We start from the raw sequence: 19,063 nt of genomic DNA, 5'->3' as shown, positions 1-19,063 counted from the left end.
CTTCAGCAGTCCGCGCAGGGGATGAAATTTACCGAGCGCGGGCGCAGGTAGGCTATGCGCTCAAACGTTGTGGCTACTCTGACGGCTTTGGGCAACATGTTGCTGAATGGCGACTTATATTCGTAATTGGCTTCGGCGACGATGGTCGTCTCGCCGACAGCCAGCAGATCCGCCGGAATCTTGGCGTCGGCGACGGTCATTTTGGTCGTCATGCCCTCACCGATCCCAACGCTCCAATCGACCTGGTAGGTCGTGGCGTTCACGCGGGTGACGCTGGCGACGCGCTGTCTGAGGTTGGTCGTGGGGAATGGCCCTATGATCAGATCGCCGATGTCGAGCACGTCTTCGGCCTGCTGCTTGGTTATGGCGTTCGTCCGCGACACGATATCCGCCACCATCGATGCAGTATGGCCGGTGCGCTTCAGGGCCATGTAGCCCTGACAGAATTCGACCATGCCGAAATAGAGCAGGATCAGAATCGGGACGATGAAAGCGAATTCGATCGCCGCAACGCCGCGTGTATCGCGCGCCCATGTCCTCAGACGTCCAATCATGACGAAGGTCCTGGCGGAGATGGGGATGGAAATGCTTCGTTGCGGAATGCGGTGGCGGTCGTGAGAAATACCTTGCCGTTTCCCATTCGGGAGACGGACTGCGTCAGGAACGGCGTGATCAGGGGATGCGCATACCAGACCCGCACCAGAACCAGACTGTTCGGGCCGCCGCCATTATAGGCGGTCAGATTGGGATTGGCGGTTCCGTTTATGATCGGATTGCCGAGGTTCCGTACGGCGAATTGGGGAATGACCTGCACATCGATCGTCGCCCGGTCGGTGCAGTCGCTCGCGAACAAACCCATCCTGTTGCAAAGCTCGGTCTTGAAGCGCGCCTTGTCGAAACCCTGGGCCTGAGCCTGACCTGTGCGGATCAGGCGTCCGCTCTCCATCGTCGCCGTTTCAAGAACTGAATCCAGAACGAAAATCAGACCCAGCTCCAGAATCGAGAAGATCATCGCGAAGAAGGGGATGGCGATCAGGGCGAACTCGACGGCCGCAGCGCCCTCGCGTCCGCGCCTGCGTCGCAGGCGGCGCATAAATGATCCCCGAAAGGTCATGCCTCGATCAGGGGGCGGTCGGGCCGGCCGCCGGGGCGACGCGGATGCTAGGTGCGCATGAGGCGCCGCAGGTCATTTCCGTCGCCTGGCCGCCGCGCCAGACCCTTACTGAACCGGTCGAGCCGCCGGAGACGATTATCTCGCGCTGAAACAGGGTGCGGCCCACGCCATCGACAGCAATCACTTCGGTGACGCCGTAACCTTTGCCAACGATGAACAGGGTGTTGGCGTCGACCATGGAGACATCGGCGATCTGGGGGTTGCCGACGATCACGGAAGCTGCGGCGCCGCGAAGCTGAACGCGGGCCGAACGGTCGATCTCGACATTGAGCGCACCACTCTGCGCGCGCGCAGCCATGGGGGCTGCGACGAGGGCGGCGGCCATTAGGGCGGCGGAAATGCGAGACATCGGCGGCTCTGAATAAGGGCGCGTGCAGACGCGGACGCACGCATGATGCGCCATCGATCCTCAACAAAGGCTGAAGCGGAAAGATGAGAATTTTCTTTGGTGAATCCGCGCGTAACCAAACCTCGTGACTCAGATTTAACGGGGGTCAGGCATTTTGATCCTGCGTTTGGGGGTCAAGCGGGCTACCGGCTCCCCCCGCCAAGTTGCTCGCTAGACCATTTGAAAAAGGACTACCCATGACCAAGTTCATTTCGCGCTTCGCCAAAGACGAGTCGGGCGCCACCGCCATCGAATACGGCCTGATCGCCGCCCTGATCGCCGTCGCCCTGATCACCGTTCTGGGCCTCGTCGGCGGCCAACTGAAAACGTCCTTCACCAAGGTCAAGGATGGCCTGACGACGGCGAACGCCGCTACCTAAAAATCTTCAGGATTTTGATGGGAAGGGCCGGAGCCTAAGCTCCGGCCCTTTTTTATTTCGGAAACCCAACTTTAAGCCCTGTCGGCAAAGATGCCGTCATGGACATTTTGCTGCTCATCCTTCTCGGTGCATTTCCGGCTCTCGTGATCGTTGGCGGATTGCACGACCTGATCACCATGAAGATTCCGAACTGGATTTCTCTGGCGCTCGTCGGAGCCTTCTTCCCTATCGCGCTGCTGCTAGGCCAAGCGCCGATGGATATCGCGCTGCACGTCGGGGTCGGTCTGGCGGCTCTTTTAGCAGGCATGGGCATGTTCGCCGCAGGATGGATCGGCGGCGGAGACGCCAAGCTTCTGGCGGCCAGCTGTTTGTGGATGGGCGTCAGCGGTCTTGCGCCCTTACTGATCTGGACCGGTCTGACGGGCGGAGCGTTTTGCCTGTTTCTTATGACTGCACGCCAATACTTCCCGATGGTCGCGCCGTCGGTGTCTCAGGGCTGGGTCGTCAATCTGATGCAGCCGAAAGGCGACATCCCCTATGGCGTCGCCATCGCGGCCGGCGCCTTGCTCGCCCTGCCTGAAAGCGGCCTGTTCCTGGCTTTTGCATCCGGCCGTTAAGGCTACGCTGACCGCCGTTCGCGGCGCTTAGGAAGCGTTAACCCGCAGGGCTCATGATCGTTAACGGCAGGCGTCGGGGGTTCGATCCGAGACATTGCGCCTGCTGGAGACATCCTGGATGAAGCCCGCCCGCATCGTCGTTATTTGCATCGCCGCCGTATCGGCCATTGGTCTGGCCCTTGTGGTCCGGGCCATGGGGTCTTCGTCGAACCAACCCGCCGCGCCTGCCGCCGCCGCCCAGGTCGAAGTCCGGCCGATGGCCAAGGTGCTGGTCGCTGCCAAGGATCTGGAGCCGGGCAAGCGCTTGGTCGAAGGCGACCTGGCCTGGAAGGACTGGCCGGCGGACGAGGTAAATCCCGTCTTCATCACCGACGGCTCCACGCCCGTACCGGCCAAACCTGTCGCCGAAACCACGACCGAGAAGGCCTCGAACGCGGTCGAGAGTGTCGCCAAGGCCGCGACCGATATGGCGGGGCCTGGAGCCAAGTCCGACTATATCGGCTCGGTCGTGCGCGAACCCATTCTGGCCGGAGAGCCGATCGTGGCGCGCAAGATCGTTCGCGCCGGCGACAGCGGCTATATGGCCGCCTATCTGGAGCCTGGCATGCGCGCCATGGCCATCGCTGTGACCGTGGAGTCCGCGGCGGGCGGCTTCATCCTGCCTGGCGACCGTGTCGATGTGGTGCTGACCGCCGAGACCAGTCGCAACGGCGCCGTCGAGGGCGCGACCAGCTCCAAGTTCGCCTCGGGCGTCGTTCTTCAGAACATAAAAGTCCTGGCCATCGACCAATCGACCCGCGCGGGCGACGACGAACAGGCCGTGGTCGGCGCGACCGCCACCTTGGAAGTTCGTCCACAGGATGCGGTGCTGCTGGCGCAGGCCAAGTCGGAAGGCGAACTGTCGCTGTCCTTGCGCTCCTATGCCGACACCGCCGGGCCGTCCGGCGCCACGCGTCGGCCGTCTGTGGCGGCCGCCCAACCAAAAGCCGTGCGCATCTACCGCGGCGGCGCGCCCGAAGTTGTGGCCGTGCCATGAGAGCCGTTCCGATGCGCCGATCCGTGATGCAGAAGACCGCCGCCGTCGCCTGCGCCCTTCTGGCCAGCCTGGCCGCCGCGCCCGCCGGTGTCGCCCAGACCCGCACCGCCGTGTCGATGGGCGCCGCGCCGCAACTGATCAACCTGCCGCGCGGCGCCTCGTTCGCGGTCGATCTGCCGGCCGATGCGCGTGACGTGATCGTCTCCAATCCGCAGGTGGCCGAGGCCATGCTGCACTCGCCACGCCGCATCACCGTGATCGGCATCACGCCGGGCGAGACCGACGCGGTCTTTCTGGACGCCGCAGGCCGCACGATCCTGAGCCTGCGTGTTCGCGTCGATGCGGGCACCAGTGCGCTTCAGGATACGTTGAGCCGCCTGATCCCCGGCGGTCAGGTCCGCGCCGAGGCCGTGAACGACAGCATCATTCTGACCGGTGTCGCGCAAAACCCCGCAGAGTCAGCGCAGGCCGCTCGCATCGCTGCCGCCTTCGTCTCCGCGCCGGAAAAAGTTCTGAACCTGATCACGGTGCCGGGCTCCGACCAGGTGACGCTAAAGGTCCGCGTGGTGGAGGTTCAGCGCAATGTGATCAAACAACTCGGGTTCAATACTTCGGCGGTCTTGGGCAGGCTGGGTGACACCCAATGGCTGCTTGGCAACGCTGCGACCTGGGGCGTCAACGGCGCGCTTCTCGGCGGGATCAGCACGGGTCCGTCGATCGACACGACAAAAAACTACCAGATGCAGGCGCCTTGCGGCGGAGCCTTCCCCGCTGGAGCCCTGTGTCCCATCACGGTTGATGGCAGCCCTGGCGACCCTTCCAACTGGGACACGGCCCAGCCGGGTACCGGTCCTGGTTCGGACGGTCTGAACAAGGGCGAGGCCATGCTCAAGGCCTTCGAACGCGTAGGCTTGCTGCGCACGCTGGCCGAGCCCAACCTGACCTCCGTCAACGGCGAGGCGGCCAGCTTCCTGGCCGGCGGCGAATTCCCCGTTCCGGCCAGCCGCGACAGCGAGGGCCAGATCACCGTCACGTACAAGCCCTACGGCGTCGGCTTGTCCTTCCGGCCGGTCGTGCTGTCGGGCGGCCGCATCAGCCTGCAGGTCAAGGTCGAGGTGTCCGAACTGTCCTCCCAAGGCGGGCTGACAATCGGCGCAGGCACGGCCTCTTCGATCACCCTGCCAGGCCTGACGGTCCGTCGCAGCGAAAACACCATCGAAATCCCGTCGGGAGGCTCGATGATGATCGCCGGCCTGCTCCAGGAAAACAGCCGCCAGACGGTGGATTCCCTGCCCGGCGTCACCAACCTGCCGGTGCTGGGGCAACTGTTCCGGTCGCGTGACTATCTGATGGGCGAGACCGAGCTCGTGGTGATCGTCGAACCCTATATCGTCAGCCCGACCTCGCCTAACCGGATGCAGACGCCGGCCGACGGCCTGCGGATCGCCAGCGACAGCCAGACGATTCTCTTCGGCCAGCTGAACCAGGTCTATGGCCTGCCCAATGCGCCCCCGGCCGGTTCGGTCGGCTATGTGATCGAGTGAGCGCCCCGTGACCTGCAACGTGACACGCACCATGATCCGCACCCCGATTGTCGCCCTTCTGACCACGACGGTTCTGGCGCTCGGCGCCTGCGTCGGCGGGCCGGCGAGCCTGGGCGGCGAGCCGCCGTTGACGCCGACATCACGCTATCAGCTTCAGGTCGAACCCGATCTGGACCGGATCGCCCTGGCGGTTCATGAAAACGGCCTGTCGTCCGCTCAGGGCGATGCACTTCAGGCCCTGGTCGCTCGGTATCGCAGCGTGGACGCCGTGCCCCTGGTGATCGAGGCGCCGACCGGAAACGACCCTGTCGCCTTGCAAAGGGCCTATGACGTCAAGTCCGCCCTGTCGGCCTGGGGCGTGTCGCCGGACCGCATCATGCTTGTCAGCTATGCGGCGCCCGATCCGCGCGCGCCGGTCGTGGTCGGCTATCAGACGGTTCGCGCCGTCGTGCCGCGATGCGGGACGACGTGGGGCAACCTGGGCCGTTCGGGCGACAACCAGTCCGCCTCCAACTTCGGGTGCGCGGTCACGGCCAATCTGGCGGCCCAGATCGCCGATCCGCGCGACATTCAGACGCCGCGCGCCATGACCCCTGCCGACGCCGGACGCCGGACCGTCGTGCTGGACAATTATCGGGCCGGAAGGCAGACGGCGGCCGCGGCTGAAACGCTGGTCACTCAGACAGCCGTTTCCAGTGCGGTGAACTAACCATGAGCACTGCCCCCGTCCCCCGCGAGTTCGATACGTTCGACGACGCCTTCGACGTCGATATGGATTTCGCCGAACCCTTGGTAGAGGTCGCGCCCGATCAGACGCGGGCCCCCCTCCAGTTCACGACGGCGGCGCCCGTTCAGCCCGCGCCTGTCGTCGCAGCGCCCGCCTATGTCCCCGAGGCCCCGGCTTTCAACCCGGTCGGCGACGTCGTGGCCCAGGCGCAGGCCAGCCTGATCGAGACGGGACTAGACGCCGTCGGTCTGGGCTCCACGGGGCTGGCGCCGTCAAGCTCCATAGGCGAAGTGTCGGTGCCGCGCATCGCCATCCACGTCTTCGCCGAGCGCCAGGATACGCTGGCGGCCGCCGAACGCGCGGCCCAGGATCGTCGCCTGTCGCGTGCGACCACCCAGATCCGCGTCGGTGGCGTGGCCGCTGCGGTCGAGACCTATCATCACGAACCGACGCCGCCGCTGATCATCGTCGAATGTCTGAAAGATCCCCAGACCCTGCTGTGGGAAGTCGATCAACTGGCCGAGGTCTGCGACGCGGGCACCAAGGTGATCGTCGTCGGGGCGACCAACGACATCATCCTGTTCCGCGAGTTGATGCGTCGCGGGGTCAGCGAATATCTGGTCGCGCCTTTGCAACCGCTGCAGCTGATCGCGGCCATCGGCGGCCTGTTCAACGACCCGGCCCAGCCCTTCGTCGGCCGCACCATCGCCTTCGTCGGCGCACGGGGCGGGGCGGGGGCCTCGGCCGTGGCGCACAACACCGCCTATGCGATTTCCGAGCGGATCGGCGCCAACACCGTCATCGTCGATTACGACCTGCCGTTCGGCACGGCCGGCCTGGACTTCAACCAGGACCCGCTGAGCGGCGTCGCCGACGCCCTGGGCCAGCCCGACCGGCTGGACGCGACCCTGCTGGACCGGATGATGGTCCGCTGCACCGACAAGCTGAGCCTGTTCGCCGCGCCCGCCAGCCTGGACACGGACTGGGACATCTCGACCGAGGCGTTCGAGGAGGTGACGAACCAGATCCGCGCTACGGCGCCGTTCGTGGTGCTGGACCTGCCGCACCTGTGGTCGCCTTGGATGCGCCGTACCCTGATCAGCGCCGACGAGGTGGTGGTGGTGGCCACGCCGGACCTCGCCAGCCTGCGCAACGCCAAGAACATGATCGACCTGATCCGTCAGGGCCGGCCCAACGACGCGCCGCCGCGCCTGGTGTTGAACCAGGTCGGCGTGCCGGGCCGCCCAGAGATTCCAGCCAAGGACTTCGGCGCCGCCCTGGGGGTTCACCCCAGCCTGATCATTCCCTTCGACGCCAAGACCTTCGGGGCCGCCGCCAACAACGGCCAGATGATCCTGGACGCCGGGGCCAAGACCAAGGCGGCCGAGGCCTTCCAGACCCTGGCGCAGATCGTGTCGCGTCGCGAACTGCCCATGGTCGCGGGACCGAAGGGAAAACCGGCGAAGACCGACAAGGCGTCCAAGCCGTCGGCGGCGCCGTCCAAGTCCCTGTTCGCCAACATGTTCAAGAAGCGCTGACGCGTGTTCGGCAAGCGCACAGGTCAGCCCGGCGTCACGACGGCGCCGATGCGTCCGGCGCCTGCGCCGGCCGGCGAGCCTGTGTCCGTCTTCAAGGTCGATGCGGCTAAGTCCCCGCCGGGGATGGCCGCCCAGGCCAAGGCCAAGACTGAGGCCTACGCCTTCGCCGACGAGGATCTGGAGCCGGCGGCGGAAGCCTTTGATCGCGCATCGGCCCTGACCCAGCCCGCGCCCGCCGACCGTCTGGACGCCCTGGCCTCGCGCCCCAAACCCAAGCCGGAAACGCCGCGCCCGACTGGCAATGTCGCCGGAACCGGCCCCAAGGCCACGGCCGGCCTAGAGCAGCTGAAGAAGGCCCAGGCGGTCGCCGAGATCGTCCGTGAACAGAGCGATTACTATCACGCCACGAAGACGACGATCTTCAACGCACTGATGAACACCATCGACCTGGCCCAGCTGGCGCATCTGGACCAGAAGGCGGCGTCCGAGGAGATCCGGGACATCGTCGCCGAACTGGTGGCGATCAAGAACGTCTCCATGTCGGTCGCCGAGCAGGAGCATCTGGTTCAGGACATCGTCAACGACGTCCTCGGCTATGGTCCGCTTGAGCCACTGCTGGCCCGCGACGACATCGCCGACATCATGGTCAACGGCGCAGGCCGGGTGTTCATCGAAGTGAACGGCAAGGTCCAGCTGACCAACGTCCGCTTCCGCGACAACACCCAGCTGATGAACATCTGTCAGCGGATCGTGTCGCAGGTCGGCCGCCGCGTCGATGAATCCAGCCCCATCTGCGACGCCCGTCTGCCCGATGGGTCGCGCGTCAACGTCATCGCCCCGCCGCTGGCGATCGACGGCCCGACGCTGACGATCCGGAAGTTCAAGAAGGACAAGCTGACGATGAAGAACCTGGTGGAGTACGCCTCCATCAGTCCCGAGGGCGCGCGCGTCCTGGGCGTCATCGGCGCCTCGCGCTGCAATCTGGTCATCTCGGGCGGCACGGGCTCGGGCAAGACGACGCTGCTCAACACCCTGACGGCCTTCATCGACCCGACCGAGCGCGTCATCACCTGCGAGGACGCCGCCGAACTGCAACTGCAGCAGCCGCATGTGGTGCGTCTGGAGACCCGGCCGCCGAACCTGGAAGGCCAGGGCACGATCACCATGCGTGATCTGGTCAAGAACTGTCTGCGGATGCGTCCCGAACGGATCATCGTCGGCGAGGTGCGCGGCCCCGAGGCCTTCGACCTGTTGCAGGCGATGAACACGGGCCACGACGGCTCCATGGGCACGCTGCACGCCAACAGCCCGCGCGAAGCCATCAGCCGGATGGAATCCATGATCACCATGGGCGGATACGGCCTGCCGTCGCGCACGATCCGCGAGATGATCGTCGGCTCGGTCGATGTGATCATCCAGGCCGCCCGCCTGCGCGACGGGTCGCGCCGCATCACCCACATCACCGAGGTCGTCGGCCTGGAAGGCGACGTGATCGTGACCCAGGACCTGTTCGTCTACGACATCACCGGCGAGGACGAGAACGGCAAGATCATCGGCCGTCACCGTTCGACCGGCATCGCCCGTCCCCGCTTCTGGGACCGCGCCCGCTACTATGGGCTGGAGCGCGAGCTGGCCGACGCCCTGGACGCGGCGGAGTAGAGCATGCTGCCGATCCTCGCCGCCGTTCTGGCCTTCATCACCATCGGCGGCCTGGGCTGGGTCTTCGTCGGAGGCGACGATTCGTCGGCCCAGGCGGTCAAGCGCGCCCAAAGCCTGGGCGAGGCCAAGAAGAACCCGGCGATCGCGCGCAAGGCGGCCGCCGCCAATACGCCCGAGGCGCGGCGCAAACAGATTCTGGTCCAGCTTCAGGAAGCGGATCGCCGCGAGCGCAAGGCGCGCACCACCCTGGCGGCGCGCCTGAAACAGGCTGGGCTGAGCCTGAACGTGCGGACCTTCTACATCATCTCCGCCGCGGTCGGTGTGTTGGCGGCGCTGGTCGTCTTCGTGCTCGGCCTGCCTGTACTCGCGGTGCTGGGCCTCGCCCTGGTCTTCGGCCTGGGCCTGCCGCGCTGGGTTGTCGGCTTCCTGGCCAAGCGACGGATGAAGAAGTTCTCTCTGGAGTTTCCCAATGCCGTCGACGTGATCGTGCGCGGCATCAAATCAGGCCTGCCGGTCCACGAATGTTTCAAGATCATCGGCCGCGAAAGCCCCGCGCCGCTGGGACCTGAGTTCCAGAAGCTGGTCGAGGGCCTAGGCGTCGGCCTGACGCTGGAGCAGGCGCTGGAAAAGATGTACGAGCGGATACCGACGCCGGAACTGCGCTTCTTCACCATCGTGATCGCCATTCAGCAGAAGACGGGGGGCAATCTGGCCGAGGCCCTGGGCAACCTGTCCGCTGTGTTGCGCGCCCGCCGGATGATGGGCGAGAAGATCAAGGCCCTGTCGTCCGAGGCCCTGGCCTCGGCGGGCATTATCGCCTCCCTGCCGCCGGCGGTCATGACAATGGTCTTGCTGACGACGCCGTCCTACATGATGCCCCTGTTCAATGACTTCCGCGGCAACTTCATGCTGCTGTTGGCGGCGGTTCTGATGTCCACCGGCGTCTTCGTGATGAAGCGCATGATCTCGTTCAAGTTCTGAGGCGCGGATCATGGAAGGCTTCATCCGCTTCATCACCGACCCGCAGAACCTGCTCAGCATCGGCGTGGGCGTGCTGGTCTTCGCCACCGTCCTGACCCTGCTGTCGTCGATGACCGGCGGGGTGAAGCTGGACAAGCGGATGAAGGCCGTCGCCGAACGCCGCGACGAGCTGAAGCGCCGCTCGCGCGCCAATATGGCCAGCGGCCAAAGCGCGCTGCGTCACACCGACGACGGGTTCAAGAAACGGGTCGTCGATCGACTGAACCTGACCAAGCTGCTTGAGGATCCCAAGGTCGCCGGCCAGATGGCCCAGGCCGGCTATCGCGGGCCCAAGCCGCTGACGACCTTCTACTTCTTCCGCTTCGCCTCGCCCTTCGTCTTCATGATCGTGGCGGCCTTCTACATGTTCGTGATCAAGATCGTGGACTGGCCCACGATGAACAAGCTCACCTTGGTCATGGCGGCGGCGGTCGCGGGCTTCTATGCGCCCAACCTCTATCTGAAGAACCGCATCACCAAGCGCCGCACCTCGATCATGCAGGCCTTTCCCGATGCGCTTGACCTGCTGCTGATCTGCGTCGAGTCCGGCATGTCCATCGAGGCGGCGATCACCAAGGTCAGCCAGGAAATGGGACCGTCGTCGATCGACTTAGCCGAGGAACTGTCGTTGCTGTCAGCCGAGCTTAGCTATCTGCCTGAGCGTCGCATGGCCTATGAGAACCTGGGCAAGCGCACCAATCATCCTGGCGTGAAGTCGGTGGCCACCGCCATGACTCAGGCCGAAACCTATGGCACGCCGCTGGCGACCGCCCTGCGCGTCATGGCCAAGGAAAACCGCGACCTGCGCCTGTCGGCCGCCGAGAAGAAGGCCTCGGCCCTGCCGGCGCAACTGACCGTGCCGATGATCCTTTTCTTCCTGCCGGTGCTGTTCATCGTCATCCTGGGACCGGCGATCCTGAACGTCATGGACATGATGAAAGAGGGCGGCTAGCCCGCCTCCGCCGCCGCCTTGAGCCCCTCGCCCGCGCGCTCCAGCGCCGCCTTGATCGCGGGGCGGTGCTTGTCGTGGAACAGTTCGCCGCGCAGGCCCGAGAAGCGGATGCCGACCGTCAATATGCAGTTGCCGGGGCCCAGTTCCTCGATCTGAATGTAGCGCAGGCTCTGGAACAGGAAGCCGCGTCGTTCGGCCCAGACCAGACGCATGCGCGGCTGCCATTCGACGACCTGGGCCAGGGCCTGACGCTCGGGCATGTCGGGCCAGGCCTCGGTCATCGTCAGTTGGCCGCCATAGGCGATGGCGCCTTCGACATCGGTGTCGACCGGGTTCCAGGCGCTCCAGCCCGACAGGTCGGCGATCAGATCCCAGATCCGGTCCGAGGTCGCCTGAACGCCGACGCGTTTTTCGATACGAGTGTCATCCATGGTTTCGCTCTGGCACGGCTTGTCGCCGGAAGGAAGGCGCAACCCGCCGTCTGACTTCAGTCCGGCTCGACCAACTTCAGCCGCCGCCCGTCGTCCAGCCCCAGCCGCGTCTTGACCTCGAACAGGTCCGCGCCGGCGGGAATGATCAGCAGCTTTTTGGGCTGGGCCGTATTGACCGCGACGACCGCGCCCTTGGGGCAGATGTCGAAACAGTCGGTTCCCGTCACGGTCAGCTCGCCCTTGCGCCCCTGCTTGCCCTTCTTGAGGTGCAGATATTTGCGCAGCGCCTTCTTCAGCGTCAGGTCGCCGCCGGGGCCGAAGCCGCCGTCCAGCTTCTTGGAGCATTTGCGGCACACCAGGACCACGTCCCGCCATTCCGTCTTCGCGCTCTTGAAGTCCTTCTCGGCCATGCCGACAGAGATCGCCGTTCGCGACGGCTTGCACAAGCGCTCGCGGCGCCGTCACCTGCGATCGGGCTTAAAATTTCACGGGACCTTCACATGCGCCGACTGATCGCCGCCTCCACCCTGGCGCTGCTGCTCGCGGCCGGCGCTGCAAATGCTCAGGCCGTCGATGCCGCAAGCGTGGACATCGCCGTCCAGCGCGTCCTGCCCGAGGTGGTCGAATGGCGTCGCGACTTTCACCGCCATCCCGAACTGGGCTTCGCCGAGACCCGCTCGGCCGGGGTGATCGCCGACCATCTGCGGTCCCTGGGGCTGGAGGTCCGCACCGGGGTCGGCAAGACCGGCGTCATAGGCGTCCTGCGCGGCGCCCGTCCGGGCCGGGTCGTGGCCCTGCGCGCCGACATGGACGCCCTGCCGGTGCAGGAGGCCACGGGCCTGGACTTCGCCTCCACCGCCACCGGGACCTATATGGGCAATACGGTTCCCGTGGCCCACGCCTGCGGCCACGATATGCACATGGCCATGTTGATGGGGGCGGCCGAAGTCCTGGCCGGGATGAAGGATCAGATCGCCGGCACGGTGGTCTTCATCTTCCAGCCGGCGGAGGAGGGCGCCCCTCCCGGCGAGCCCAAGGGCGGCGCCGCCCTGATGATCGCCGAAGGTGCGCTGGACGACCCGAAGCCCGAAGCCATCTTCGGCCTGCACGTCGTGCCGGGCCGTCCGGGCAGCGTCTTCTACCGGCCCGAAGGCTTCATGGCCGCCTCCGACCGGGTCGATATCGTGCTGAAGGGCAAACAGACCCACGGCGCCTGGCCCTGGCGCGGCGTCGATGTGATCGCGGTGGCCGGCCAGGTGATCGAGACGGTCAACACCCTGACCGCCCGCACGGTCGACCCGACCACCACCCCAACGGTCTTCACCATCGCCACCCTGAACGCCGGCGTCCGCTACAATATCATTCCCGACAGCGCGACCCTGTCGGGCACCCTGCGCACCTTTGACGTGGCCCAGCGCGACGCTCTGGTCGCCCGCGCCGAGACGGCCATCGACCATGTCGCCGCCGCCTATGGCGCCACAGCCGAGTTCGGCGTCAAACAGAACGCCGCCCTGGTCTTCAACGACCCCGACCTGTCCGCCTGGCTGGCCCCGGTCCTGACCGAGGCGGCGGGCGAGGGGAACGTCAACCCCGCCACGCCTCCGACCACGGTGGCCGAGGACTTCAGCTATTTCCAGCAGGCCATCCCCGGCGTCTTCTACCACCTGGGCGCCAGTCCCGACGGTGTTGACCCATCCCAGTCCGCCCCGAACCATTCGCCAGAGTTCTCGCCGAACGAGACCGTCTTGCCGCTGGGGGTGAAGACGCACGTCCTGACCGCGCTGCGGTTCCTGGAGCGGAGCTAGGCGCAGGTTGCCCCATGCCGCCTGTCCTATGTCTCGTTAGGCTCGAGTCTCCCGGAGTTTCGCATATTCTTTGAGACCCAAATGAACTTTGAAACGACTAGCGGCGCTATCCCATCCTGCTTCGGGATCTGTATATTGAAATGCCCATGAAGAGCCGCCGTAGCCACTCCTACGATCATAACCAATCACAGAAAATCTGTAGAGTAATGCTAACGCTTCCTCAGCATCAACGAGATTTTTGGAAGATTTTCTAGAACCGTATTCCTTTTCGAACTCTGCTCGCTCAAACGTTATTGTGCTGATGGCAGACAGAGCTCGAAGCGCCTCTTCCCACTCGGGCCAGTGGGAGCCGATTTCGTCGTCCAATTCCTGTTTCAGATATCTCGAATACTCGTCACGGGAGTTCACGATATCAGGATTGGTGAAATGGATTGGATCATCAGTCCGACGCTTTGCCTCAGCAAGGATAATGTTGAGGAATTGGATGATGTCTCTCGGTCTGAGAAACGTGCGCGCCAAAATGTGGTCCCACTTTTTCTGAGACCCTCTCATTAAGTCAGGCTCGGCGACGTCTGACCACGTAGCTTCAGATCCTAGTTTAGCTTTCAATCGTGTCTCTACAAGTTCAAGCAAGTTTGTGGGATTCCAGGCAATGTGGAGTGCCACGGTCTGCGTAATCTTGTTCTTGTCAGAAAATTGAAGTTCTTCCCACAAATCAGTTCTAAGATAAACAACTGGGGAGATCGATACATTCTCCGTTCCACTGTTTCTTCGAACGTCTCTGGCGGCTAGTATCAGGCCCACGAGCATGTGTGCTCGATCATCTTCAAGGCGAGACATGCCTTGGTCTAACTCGTCAAAATGTAGCGTTAGCTGCCGCTGGCCAGTGTCTTTTGCAACCTCAATGACCGCACTCATTATGGCTGAGGTTACGGCGTTTAGTTCGAGGCCGAACTCACGATCCTTGCCTTTGCGGTCAAGGTCAACGCCACCAAGAGCATTGCCCATAACCGAAGGCGCCAAAGACATCTTCGTCAGTACAAGCTTCGACGGTCGTAGAATTTCGCCTAAGTTTGGTGTGACGCCCCGTAGTTATCTTTAAGGAATTGGGCCAACGTTTTGGAGTGTAGGCTCCGGTATGAGTCCGGGTGTGCCAGAACCAGCGAGGCTAGCTCTACGGCTATGAGATACCGCCATGATGAAACGTACGCTTCGATCTCCGACGCGCCGTGATCCATCCGAACGGCATGAACCTTCCACGGATAGCCTCGAAGGTTTAGTGGCTTAGAGGACTGATGTTTTGCTTCACCCTCTGTAAAGTAACGAACCAAGGCAGTTTTTCCGGTGCCTTTCCGACCAAGCGCCATAAAAACCGAGCTGTCTTCGATGCTGCCGACAGCCTTTGTTGACAGAAAATAGTCCAAAACAGCATCGTCTTCGGCTGCGACATCACCAAATGTGTCGAAATTTCTTAGAGAGATTTGGCTGTCGGACATGGTGTCACTTTTAAGTTGAAATCGACACTTACAACGGCGATTTGACGAGAGCAACTACTCCAGGTCGTGACGTTTCACGAAACTACAACCGCTCGAACACCGTCTCGATCACCCGGCGATAGACCGCCGTCAGCGTCTCCAACTCCGCCGTCGGCACCCGTTCGTCGATCTGGTGCATGGTCTGACCGACCAGGCCCAGTTCCAGCACCGGGCACAGGGCGCGGATGAAGCGGGCGTCGGAGGTGCCGCCGGTGGTGGAGGCCTCGGGGCGGCGGCCCGCCACGGCCTCGACCGCGTCCTGAACCGCCTCCACGAAGGCGCCCGGCTCGGTCAGGAAGGCCTCGCCCGAGCACAGGTGCTCCAGGGTGATCTGAAGTCCGGTCTCGGCCTGCATGGCCCCCGCCTCGCGGTTCAGCCAGTCGATCAGAGCGTCGCCGGTGTGGCTGGGGTTGAAGCGGATGTTCAGCCGCGCCTTCGCCTCGGCCGGAATGATGTTGGTCGCCGGATTGCCGATGTCGATGGTGGTGATTTCGAGGTTCGACGGGGGGAAGTTCTCGTAGCCTTCATCCAAGACGTGGTCGTTCAGACGGGCCATCAGGCGTGCGATCACCGGGGCCGGGTTGGCGGCGCGCTCGGGATAGGCGACGTGGCCCTGTTTGCCGTGGACGGTGATCCAGGTGTTCAACGAGCCGCGCCGCCCGACCTTGATCATGTCGCCCAGCTGTTGCGACGACGACGGTTCGCCGACGACGCAGGCGTCGATGACCTCGCCCTCGGCCGCCAGGGCTTCGACCACCCGTTTGGTGCCGTGCAGCGCCGGGCCTTCCTCATCGCCGGTGATCAGGAAGGATAGGGAGCCCTCGGGTTCTCCGTCGGCCAGCACCTGGGACACGGCCGCGACCCAGGCGGCGATCCCGCCCTTCATGTCCACCGCGCCGCGACCGTACAGGACGCCGTCCCTGACCTCGGCGTTGAAGGGTTGCGACGACCACTGATCCGACGGGCCGGTCGGGACCACGTCCGTATGGCCGGCGAAACAGAGGTTGGGCGAGGCGGTCCCGCGCCGGGCGTACAGGTTCTCGATCCGCGCATGGACGCCTTGCCCGCCCGGTCCCTCGAAGGCCAGGCGGCGGCAGGTGAAGCCCAGGGCCGTCAGATGCCGTTCCAGCACGTCCATGGCCCCCTCGTCGGCGGGGGTGACGGACGGAATACGGATCAGGTCGCGGGTCAGTTCGACAGGATCGATTACGGGAGTTGATGCGCGGCTCATGCGGCTATGCTTTAGGGAAATCGTGCGAAGGCGAGAAGAGCCATGCCCAAGATCGACATCGACAGCGCGCCGAGAGGCGACGGCACGACCTATCCCGAAGAGTTCGCAGGCCCGTGCAAGCCGCGTCGCCGCTGGAAGCTGGGCGATGCGGCTGGCCTGACCCAGTTCGGCGTCAACCTGCTGCGCCTGCCCGACGGCGCCTGGTCCAGCCAGAGGCATTGGCATGCCGAGGAGGACGAGTTCGTCATGGTGGTCGAGGGCGAGGTTGTGCTGGTCGAGGAGGACGGCGAGACGATCCTGCGCGCCGGCGACTGCGCCGGGTTCGAGGCGGGCCTGCCGAATGGCCACAGAATAGAGAACCGATCCGGCCGCGAGGCGGTCCTGATTGAGGTCGGGACACGCAGCCCGACCGTCACCCCCGCCGACTATCCCGACATCGACATGGTGCTCCACGCGGGCGTCGACGGCTATTTCCACCGTGACGGCTCGCCCTATCCGAAACAATCCAGACGCACGTGACCACAGAAACCATAGATGCCGGCCCCGCCGCCCCGCCCGTTCCGCCTGCGCCCCCGGAAGGGCCGTCCAGCCCGTGGGGGATCCGCGACTTCCGTCTGTTGTGGTTCGGGCGGGTGGTCGCCGTGCTGGCGATCCAGATTCAGTCCTCGGCCCTGTTGTGGCAGGTCTATGAGATCGCGCGGCGGGATCATCCGATCGAGGAGGCCAGCCTGTATCTGGGGCTGGTCGGCCTGTGTCAGTTCCTGCCGCTGCTGGCCTTTACACTGCCCGCCGGGGCCATGGCCGACCGGCGCGATCGCAAGCGCACGGTGTGGATCTCCATCCTGGTCGAGGCCGCCTGCGCCGGTTCCTTCCTGGCCATGGCCCTGCACGGAAACCCGCCGCTGTGGGGTCTGTTGGCCGTCGCGGCCCTGTTCGGCGCGGCGCGAGCGTTTCTGGCGCCGGCCAGCCAGGCCTTCCTGCCGATGGTGGTGGGGCGAAAGGCCCTGCCGCCCGCCATCGCCGCCCAGTCCATCGCCTTCCAGACCGGGGCCATCGCCGGCCCGGCCCTGGGCGGGGTGATCGTGGGGGTGAACGTGCCCCTGGCCTATGCGGTGTCGTTGGGCATGTTCCTGCTGGCGGTCGCGGCCTTCATCCTGATCCGCACCAGCGGCAAGCCCGCGCCCCAGGCCAATCCCCTGTCGCCCATCGAATCCGTCAAGGAGGGGCTGGCCTATGTGTGGCAGACCAAGATCGTGTTGGGCGCCATTTCGCTGGACCTTATCGTGGTGCTGTTCGCCGGCGTGGCCCTGCTGACGCCGATCTTCGCGCGCGACATCCTGCATGTGGGCCCGCAGGGGTTCGGCCTGTTGCGGGCGTCGTTCGGTGTCGGGGCGATGGTGGTGGCGATCTATCTGAGCCGTTACCCCATCGTGCGGCACGGCGGGCGATGGATGTTCGCGGCGGTGGCGGTGTTCGGGATCTGCACGGTGACGTTCGGCCTGTCCAAGATCGTCTGGATCAGCGCCCTGGCCCTGCTGATCGGCGGCGGCGCGGACATGATCAGCGTCAACATCCGCCAGACCCTGATCCAGCTGGCGACGCCCGACCATATGCGCGGGCGGGTGTCGTCGGTGTCGATGCTATTCATCGGCGCCTCGAACGAACTGGGCGAGGCCTATTCCGGCGTCATGGTCCGGCTGCTGGGCGCGGTCGGGGCAGCGGTGTTCGGCGGCTTCGGCGCGCTGGCGGCCACGGGCGCCTGGTCGGCGATGTTCCCCGGGCTGCGGAAGGCGGACAAGCTGAACTGATGCTTGACGAGAGTTTTGATCGCCTTTAGGTTGTTCTTGTTGTGCCCTCGTAGCTCAGGTGGATAGAGCACTCCTTTCGCAAGGAGAGGTCGCTGGTTCGAGTCCAGCCTTGGTTTCGAGAGACGGATCAGAGTTTGATCCGTCTCTCACGCCCTCACCACACCCTGAAATGCTTCGACAGCTTCAGGCCCTGGTTCTGATAGTGGCTGCCGCTCTCGCCATACAGGCGGCTGGGGCGTTCGGTCAGGGGTTCGTAGACCAGGCGGGCGACGATCTGGCCGTGTTCCAGCAGGAAGGGAGTGTCGTGGGTGCGGACTTCCAGCACGCCTTTCGATCCCGCGCCGTGCGCCTCGTCCGTACCGAAACCGGGGTCGAAGAAGCCGGCGTAGTGGACGCGGAATTCGCCGACCGACGGGTCGATGGGGGTCATTTCGGCGGCCTGATCGACCGGGATCTCGACATCGTCGGACGAGGCCAGGATGTAGAACTCGCCCGGATCCAGCAGCAGTTCGCCGCGCCGCAGCGTCAGCGGTTCCCAGAAGTCGCGCGGGTCGTGGCCGTCGATATGGTCCAGATCGACCACCCCCGCATGGCGCCTCCCCCGGAAGCCGACGATGTCGCCGCCTTGCAGATCGACGCCGACCGAGCGGGTTTCCAGCTTGGGCGGATCGCCGGCCTTGAGCCGCAGCTGGTTCAACCGGGTGCCGGGCCGGACCAGGATGGAGAAGGTCTGGGGCGCGACCTCCATATAGAGCGGCCCGTCATAGCCTTCGGCCACATCGTCGAAACGGGCGCCCTGGTCGGTCAGCAGGCGCACGAAGACGTCGACGCGCCCGGTCGAGCTTTTTGGATTGGCGCGGGCGATCAGGCCCTTGGGCAGTTTCAGCCGTTCCTGCAGGCGCACGATGTAAACGCAGCCCTTTTCCAGCACGACGCCGGCGTCGGTGATCTCGATGGCGTGCATAGCCACATCGGCGATCCGCTCCTCGACCTTGCGATGGCCGGGCAGGAAGGAGGCGCGGACGCGCCAGGCCTGGTCGGACAGGCGCAGGTCCAGGCTGGCGGGCTGGACCTGATCGTGATCGAATCCTGTGTCGGACGTGATGGCGCCCGTGGCGATCAACGTCTCGATGGACTGGGCGGGCAGGATGCCGGGACGGGGCGCTTGGAAGGAGCTCATGGCGTCTGTCTCACACGGTTTTCGCGACTTGTCTCCAA

21 protein-coding genes are annotated in these 19,063 nt (G+C 64.8%); 12 read left to right on the top strand and 9 right to left on the bottom strand.

Annotated elements, in window-relative coordinates:
• Positions 1-2: 2 nt before the first annotated feature.
• From ACK4MH_RS13800 to ACK4MH_RS13790, 3 genes are read right to left on the bottom strand one after another with little or no spacing between them, the layout of a single operon-like run.
• Positions 3-554 (bottom strand): TadE/TadG family type IV pilus assembly protein, encoded by a 552-nt coding sequence (locus ACK4MH_RS13800; protein WP_409719351.1) that lies wholly within the window; start codon positions 552-554, stop codon positions 3-5.
• Positions 551-1,093 carry a TadE/TadG family type IV pilus assembly protein gene (locus tag ACK4MH_RS13795; RefSeq protein ID WP_409719349.1) on the bottom strand — a complete coding sequence of 181 codons (543 nt, stop codon included), beginning with the start codon at positions 1,091-1,093 and terminating at the stop codon, positions 551-553. Before ACK4MH_RS13795 ends, ACK4MH_RS13800 begins: the two co-directional genes overlap by 4 nt.
• A 28-nt stretch (positions 1,094-1,121) precedes the next feature.
• Positions 1,122-1,523 (bottom strand): pilus assembly protein N-terminal domain-containing protein, encoded by a 402-nt coding sequence (locus ACK4MH_RS13790; protein ID WP_409719347.1) that lies wholly within the window; start codon positions 1,521-1,523, stop codon positions 1,122-1,124.
• 236 nt (positions 1,524-1,759) lie between these two features.
• Here ACK4MH_RS13790 and ACK4MH_RS13785 point away from each other — a divergent pair, with 236 nt between their 5' ends.
• The 9 genes from ACK4MH_RS13785 (at position 1,760) to ACK4MH_RS13745 (ending at position 11,035) form a co-directional block, all read left to right on the top strand.
• Entirely contained in the window at positions 1,760-1,942 is a 183-nt protein-coding gene (locus ACK4MH_RS13785; protein WP_409719344.1) for a Flp family type IVb pilin, read from the top strand.
• A 98-nt stretch (positions 1,943-2,040) separates the two neighbouring features.
• Complete coding sequence (locus ACK4MH_RS13780; protein WP_409719343.1) at positions 2,041-2,559, top strand: prepilin peptidase; 519 nt, start codon at positions 2,041-2,043, stop codon at positions 2,557-2,559.
• Between the two features lie 118 nt (positions 2,560-2,677).
• On the top strand, positions 2,678-3,595 hold the full coding sequence (gene cpaB, locus ACK4MH_RS13775; RefSeq protein ID WP_409719341.1) for a Flp pilus assembly protein CpaB: 918 nt from the start codon (positions 2,678-2,680) through the stop codon (positions 3,593-3,595).
• An 11-nt stretch (positions 3,596-3,606) separates the two neighbouring features.
• Positions 3,607-5,139 carry a type II and III secretion system protein family protein gene (locus tag ACK4MH_RS13770; RefSeq protein ID WP_409719339.1) on the top strand — a complete coding sequence of 511 codons (1,533 nt, stop codon included), beginning with the start codon at positions 3,607-3,609 and terminating at the stop codon, positions 5,137-5,139.
• Between the two features lie 7 nt (positions 5,140-5,146).
• The gene (locus ACK4MH_RS13765) at positions 5,147-5,848 is read left to right on the top strand and encodes a CpaD family pilus assembly protein (protein WP_409719337.1); all 702 of its coding nucleotides are present in this window, start codon (positions 5,147-5,149) and stop codon (positions 5,846-5,848) included.
• Positions 5,849-5,850: 2 nt separating this feature from the next.
• Positions 5,851-7,404: a CpaE family protein gene (locus ACK4MH_RS13760; RefSeq protein ID WP_409719335.1), complete on the top strand. Its 1,554-nt coding sequence runs from the start codon at positions 5,851-5,853 to the stop codon at positions 7,402-7,404.
• A gap of 3 nt (positions 7,405-7,407) precedes the next feature.
• Positions 7,408-9,063, top strand: coding sequence for a CpaF family protein (locus tag ACK4MH_RS13755; RefSeq protein ID WP_409719333.1), 1,656 nt, complete (start codon positions 7,408-7,410; stop codon positions 9,061-9,063).
• Between the two features lie 3 nt (positions 9,064-9,066).
• The gene (locus ACK4MH_RS13750) at positions 9,067-10,044 is read left to right on the top strand and encodes a type II secretion system F family protein (RefSeq protein ID WP_409719331.1); all 978 of its coding nucleotides are present in this window, start codon (positions 9,067-9,069) and stop codon (positions 10,042-10,044) included.
• A gap of 10 nt (positions 10,045-10,054) precedes the next feature.
• Entirely contained in the window at positions 10,055-11,035 is a 981-nt protein-coding gene (locus ACK4MH_RS13745; RefSeq protein WP_409719329.1) for a type II secretion system F family protein, read from the top strand.
• Here ACK4MH_RS13745 and ACK4MH_RS13740 read toward each other — a convergent pair.
• Positions 11,032-11,466, bottom strand: a complete 435-nt coding sequence (locus tag ACK4MH_RS13740; protein WP_409719328.1) for an SRPBCC family protein — start codon at positions 11,464-11,466, stop codon at positions 11,032-11,034. The two genes, ACK4MH_RS13745 and ACK4MH_RS13740, sit on opposite strands and share 4 nt — an antisense overlap.
• Positions 11,467-11,522: 56 nt before the next feature.
• Positions 11,523-11,876 (bottom strand): hypothetical protein, encoded by a 354-nt coding sequence (locus ACK4MH_RS13735; protein ID WP_409719326.1) that lies wholly within the window; start codon positions 11,874-11,876, stop codon positions 11,523-11,525.
• Between the two features lie 90 nt (positions 11,877-11,966).
• Here ACK4MH_RS13735 and ACK4MH_RS13730 point away from each other — a divergent pair, with 90 nt between their 5' ends.
• The gene (locus ACK4MH_RS13730) at positions 11,967-13,271 is read left to right on the top strand and encodes an amidohydrolase (protein ID WP_409719324.1); all 1,305 of its coding nucleotides are present in this window, start codon (positions 11,967-11,969) and stop codon (positions 13,269-13,271) included.
• A 36-nt stretch (positions 13,272-13,307) separates the two neighbouring features.
• On the opposite strand, the gene ACK4MH_RS13725 is transcribed toward ACK4MH_RS13730, so the two are convergent.
• The 3 genes from ACK4MH_RS13725 to dapE all read right to left on the bottom strand — a co-directional run bounded on the left by ACK4MH_RS13725 (position 13,308) and on the right by dapE (position 16,037).
• Positions 13,308-14,279, bottom strand: a complete 972-nt coding sequence (locus tag ACK4MH_RS13725; RefSeq protein ID WP_409719322.1) for a P-loop ATPase, Sll1717 family — start codon at positions 14,277-14,279, stop codon at positions 13,308-13,310.
• Positions 14,280-14,338: 59 nt separating this feature from the next.
• On the bottom strand, positions 14,339-14,767 hold the full coding sequence (locus tag ACK4MH_RS13720; RefSeq protein WP_409719320.1) for a P-loop ATPase, Sll1717 family: 429 nt from the start codon (positions 14,765-14,767) through the stop codon (positions 14,339-14,341).
• An 82-nt stretch (positions 14,768-14,849) separates the two neighbouring features.
• The gene (dapE, locus tag ACK4MH_RS13715; protein WP_409719318.1) at positions 14,850-16,037 is read right to left on the bottom strand and encodes a succinyl-diaminopimelate desuccinylase; all 1,188 of its coding nucleotides are present in this window, start codon (positions 16,035-16,037) and stop codon (positions 14,850-14,852) included.
• Between the two features lie 42 nt (positions 16,038-16,079).
• On the opposite strand from dapE, the gene ACK4MH_RS13710 reads away from it, so the two are divergent.
• Together ACK4MH_RS13710 and ACK4MH_RS13705 are read left to right on the top strand one after the other, a co-directional pair.
• Positions 16,080-16,556: a cupin domain-containing protein gene (locus ACK4MH_RS13710; protein WP_409719316.1), complete on the top strand. Its 477-nt coding sequence runs from the start codon at positions 16,080-16,082 to the stop codon at positions 16,554-16,556.
• On the top strand, positions 16,553-17,845 hold the full coding sequence (locus ACK4MH_RS13705; protein WP_409719314.1) for an MFS transporter: 1,293 nt from the start codon (positions 16,553-16,555) through the stop codon (positions 17,843-17,845). The genes ACK4MH_RS13710 and ACK4MH_RS13705 overlap by 4 nt, the downstream gene beginning before the upstream one ends.
• A 154-nt stretch (positions 17,846-17,999) precedes the next feature.
• On the opposite strand, the gene ACK4MH_RS13700 is transcribed toward ACK4MH_RS13705, so the two are convergent.
• Positions 18,000-19,025: a 2'-deoxycytidine 5'-triphosphate deaminase gene (locus ACK4MH_RS13700; protein WP_409719312.1), complete on the bottom strand. Its 1,026-nt coding sequence runs from the start codon at positions 19,023-19,025 to the stop codon at positions 18,000-18,002.
• Between the last annotated feature and the right edge of the window lie 38 nt (positions 19,026-19,063).

The sequence above is a fragment of the Brevundimonas sp. genome, assembly GCF_046295075.1.
In the GTDB taxonomy this organism is placed as follows: Bacteria; Pseudomonadota; Alphaproteobacteria; order Caulobacterales; family Caulobacteraceae; genus Brevundimonas.
Note: the sequence above shows the minus strand (reverse complement) of the source record. Positions and strands in the feature narration are given on the sequence as shown.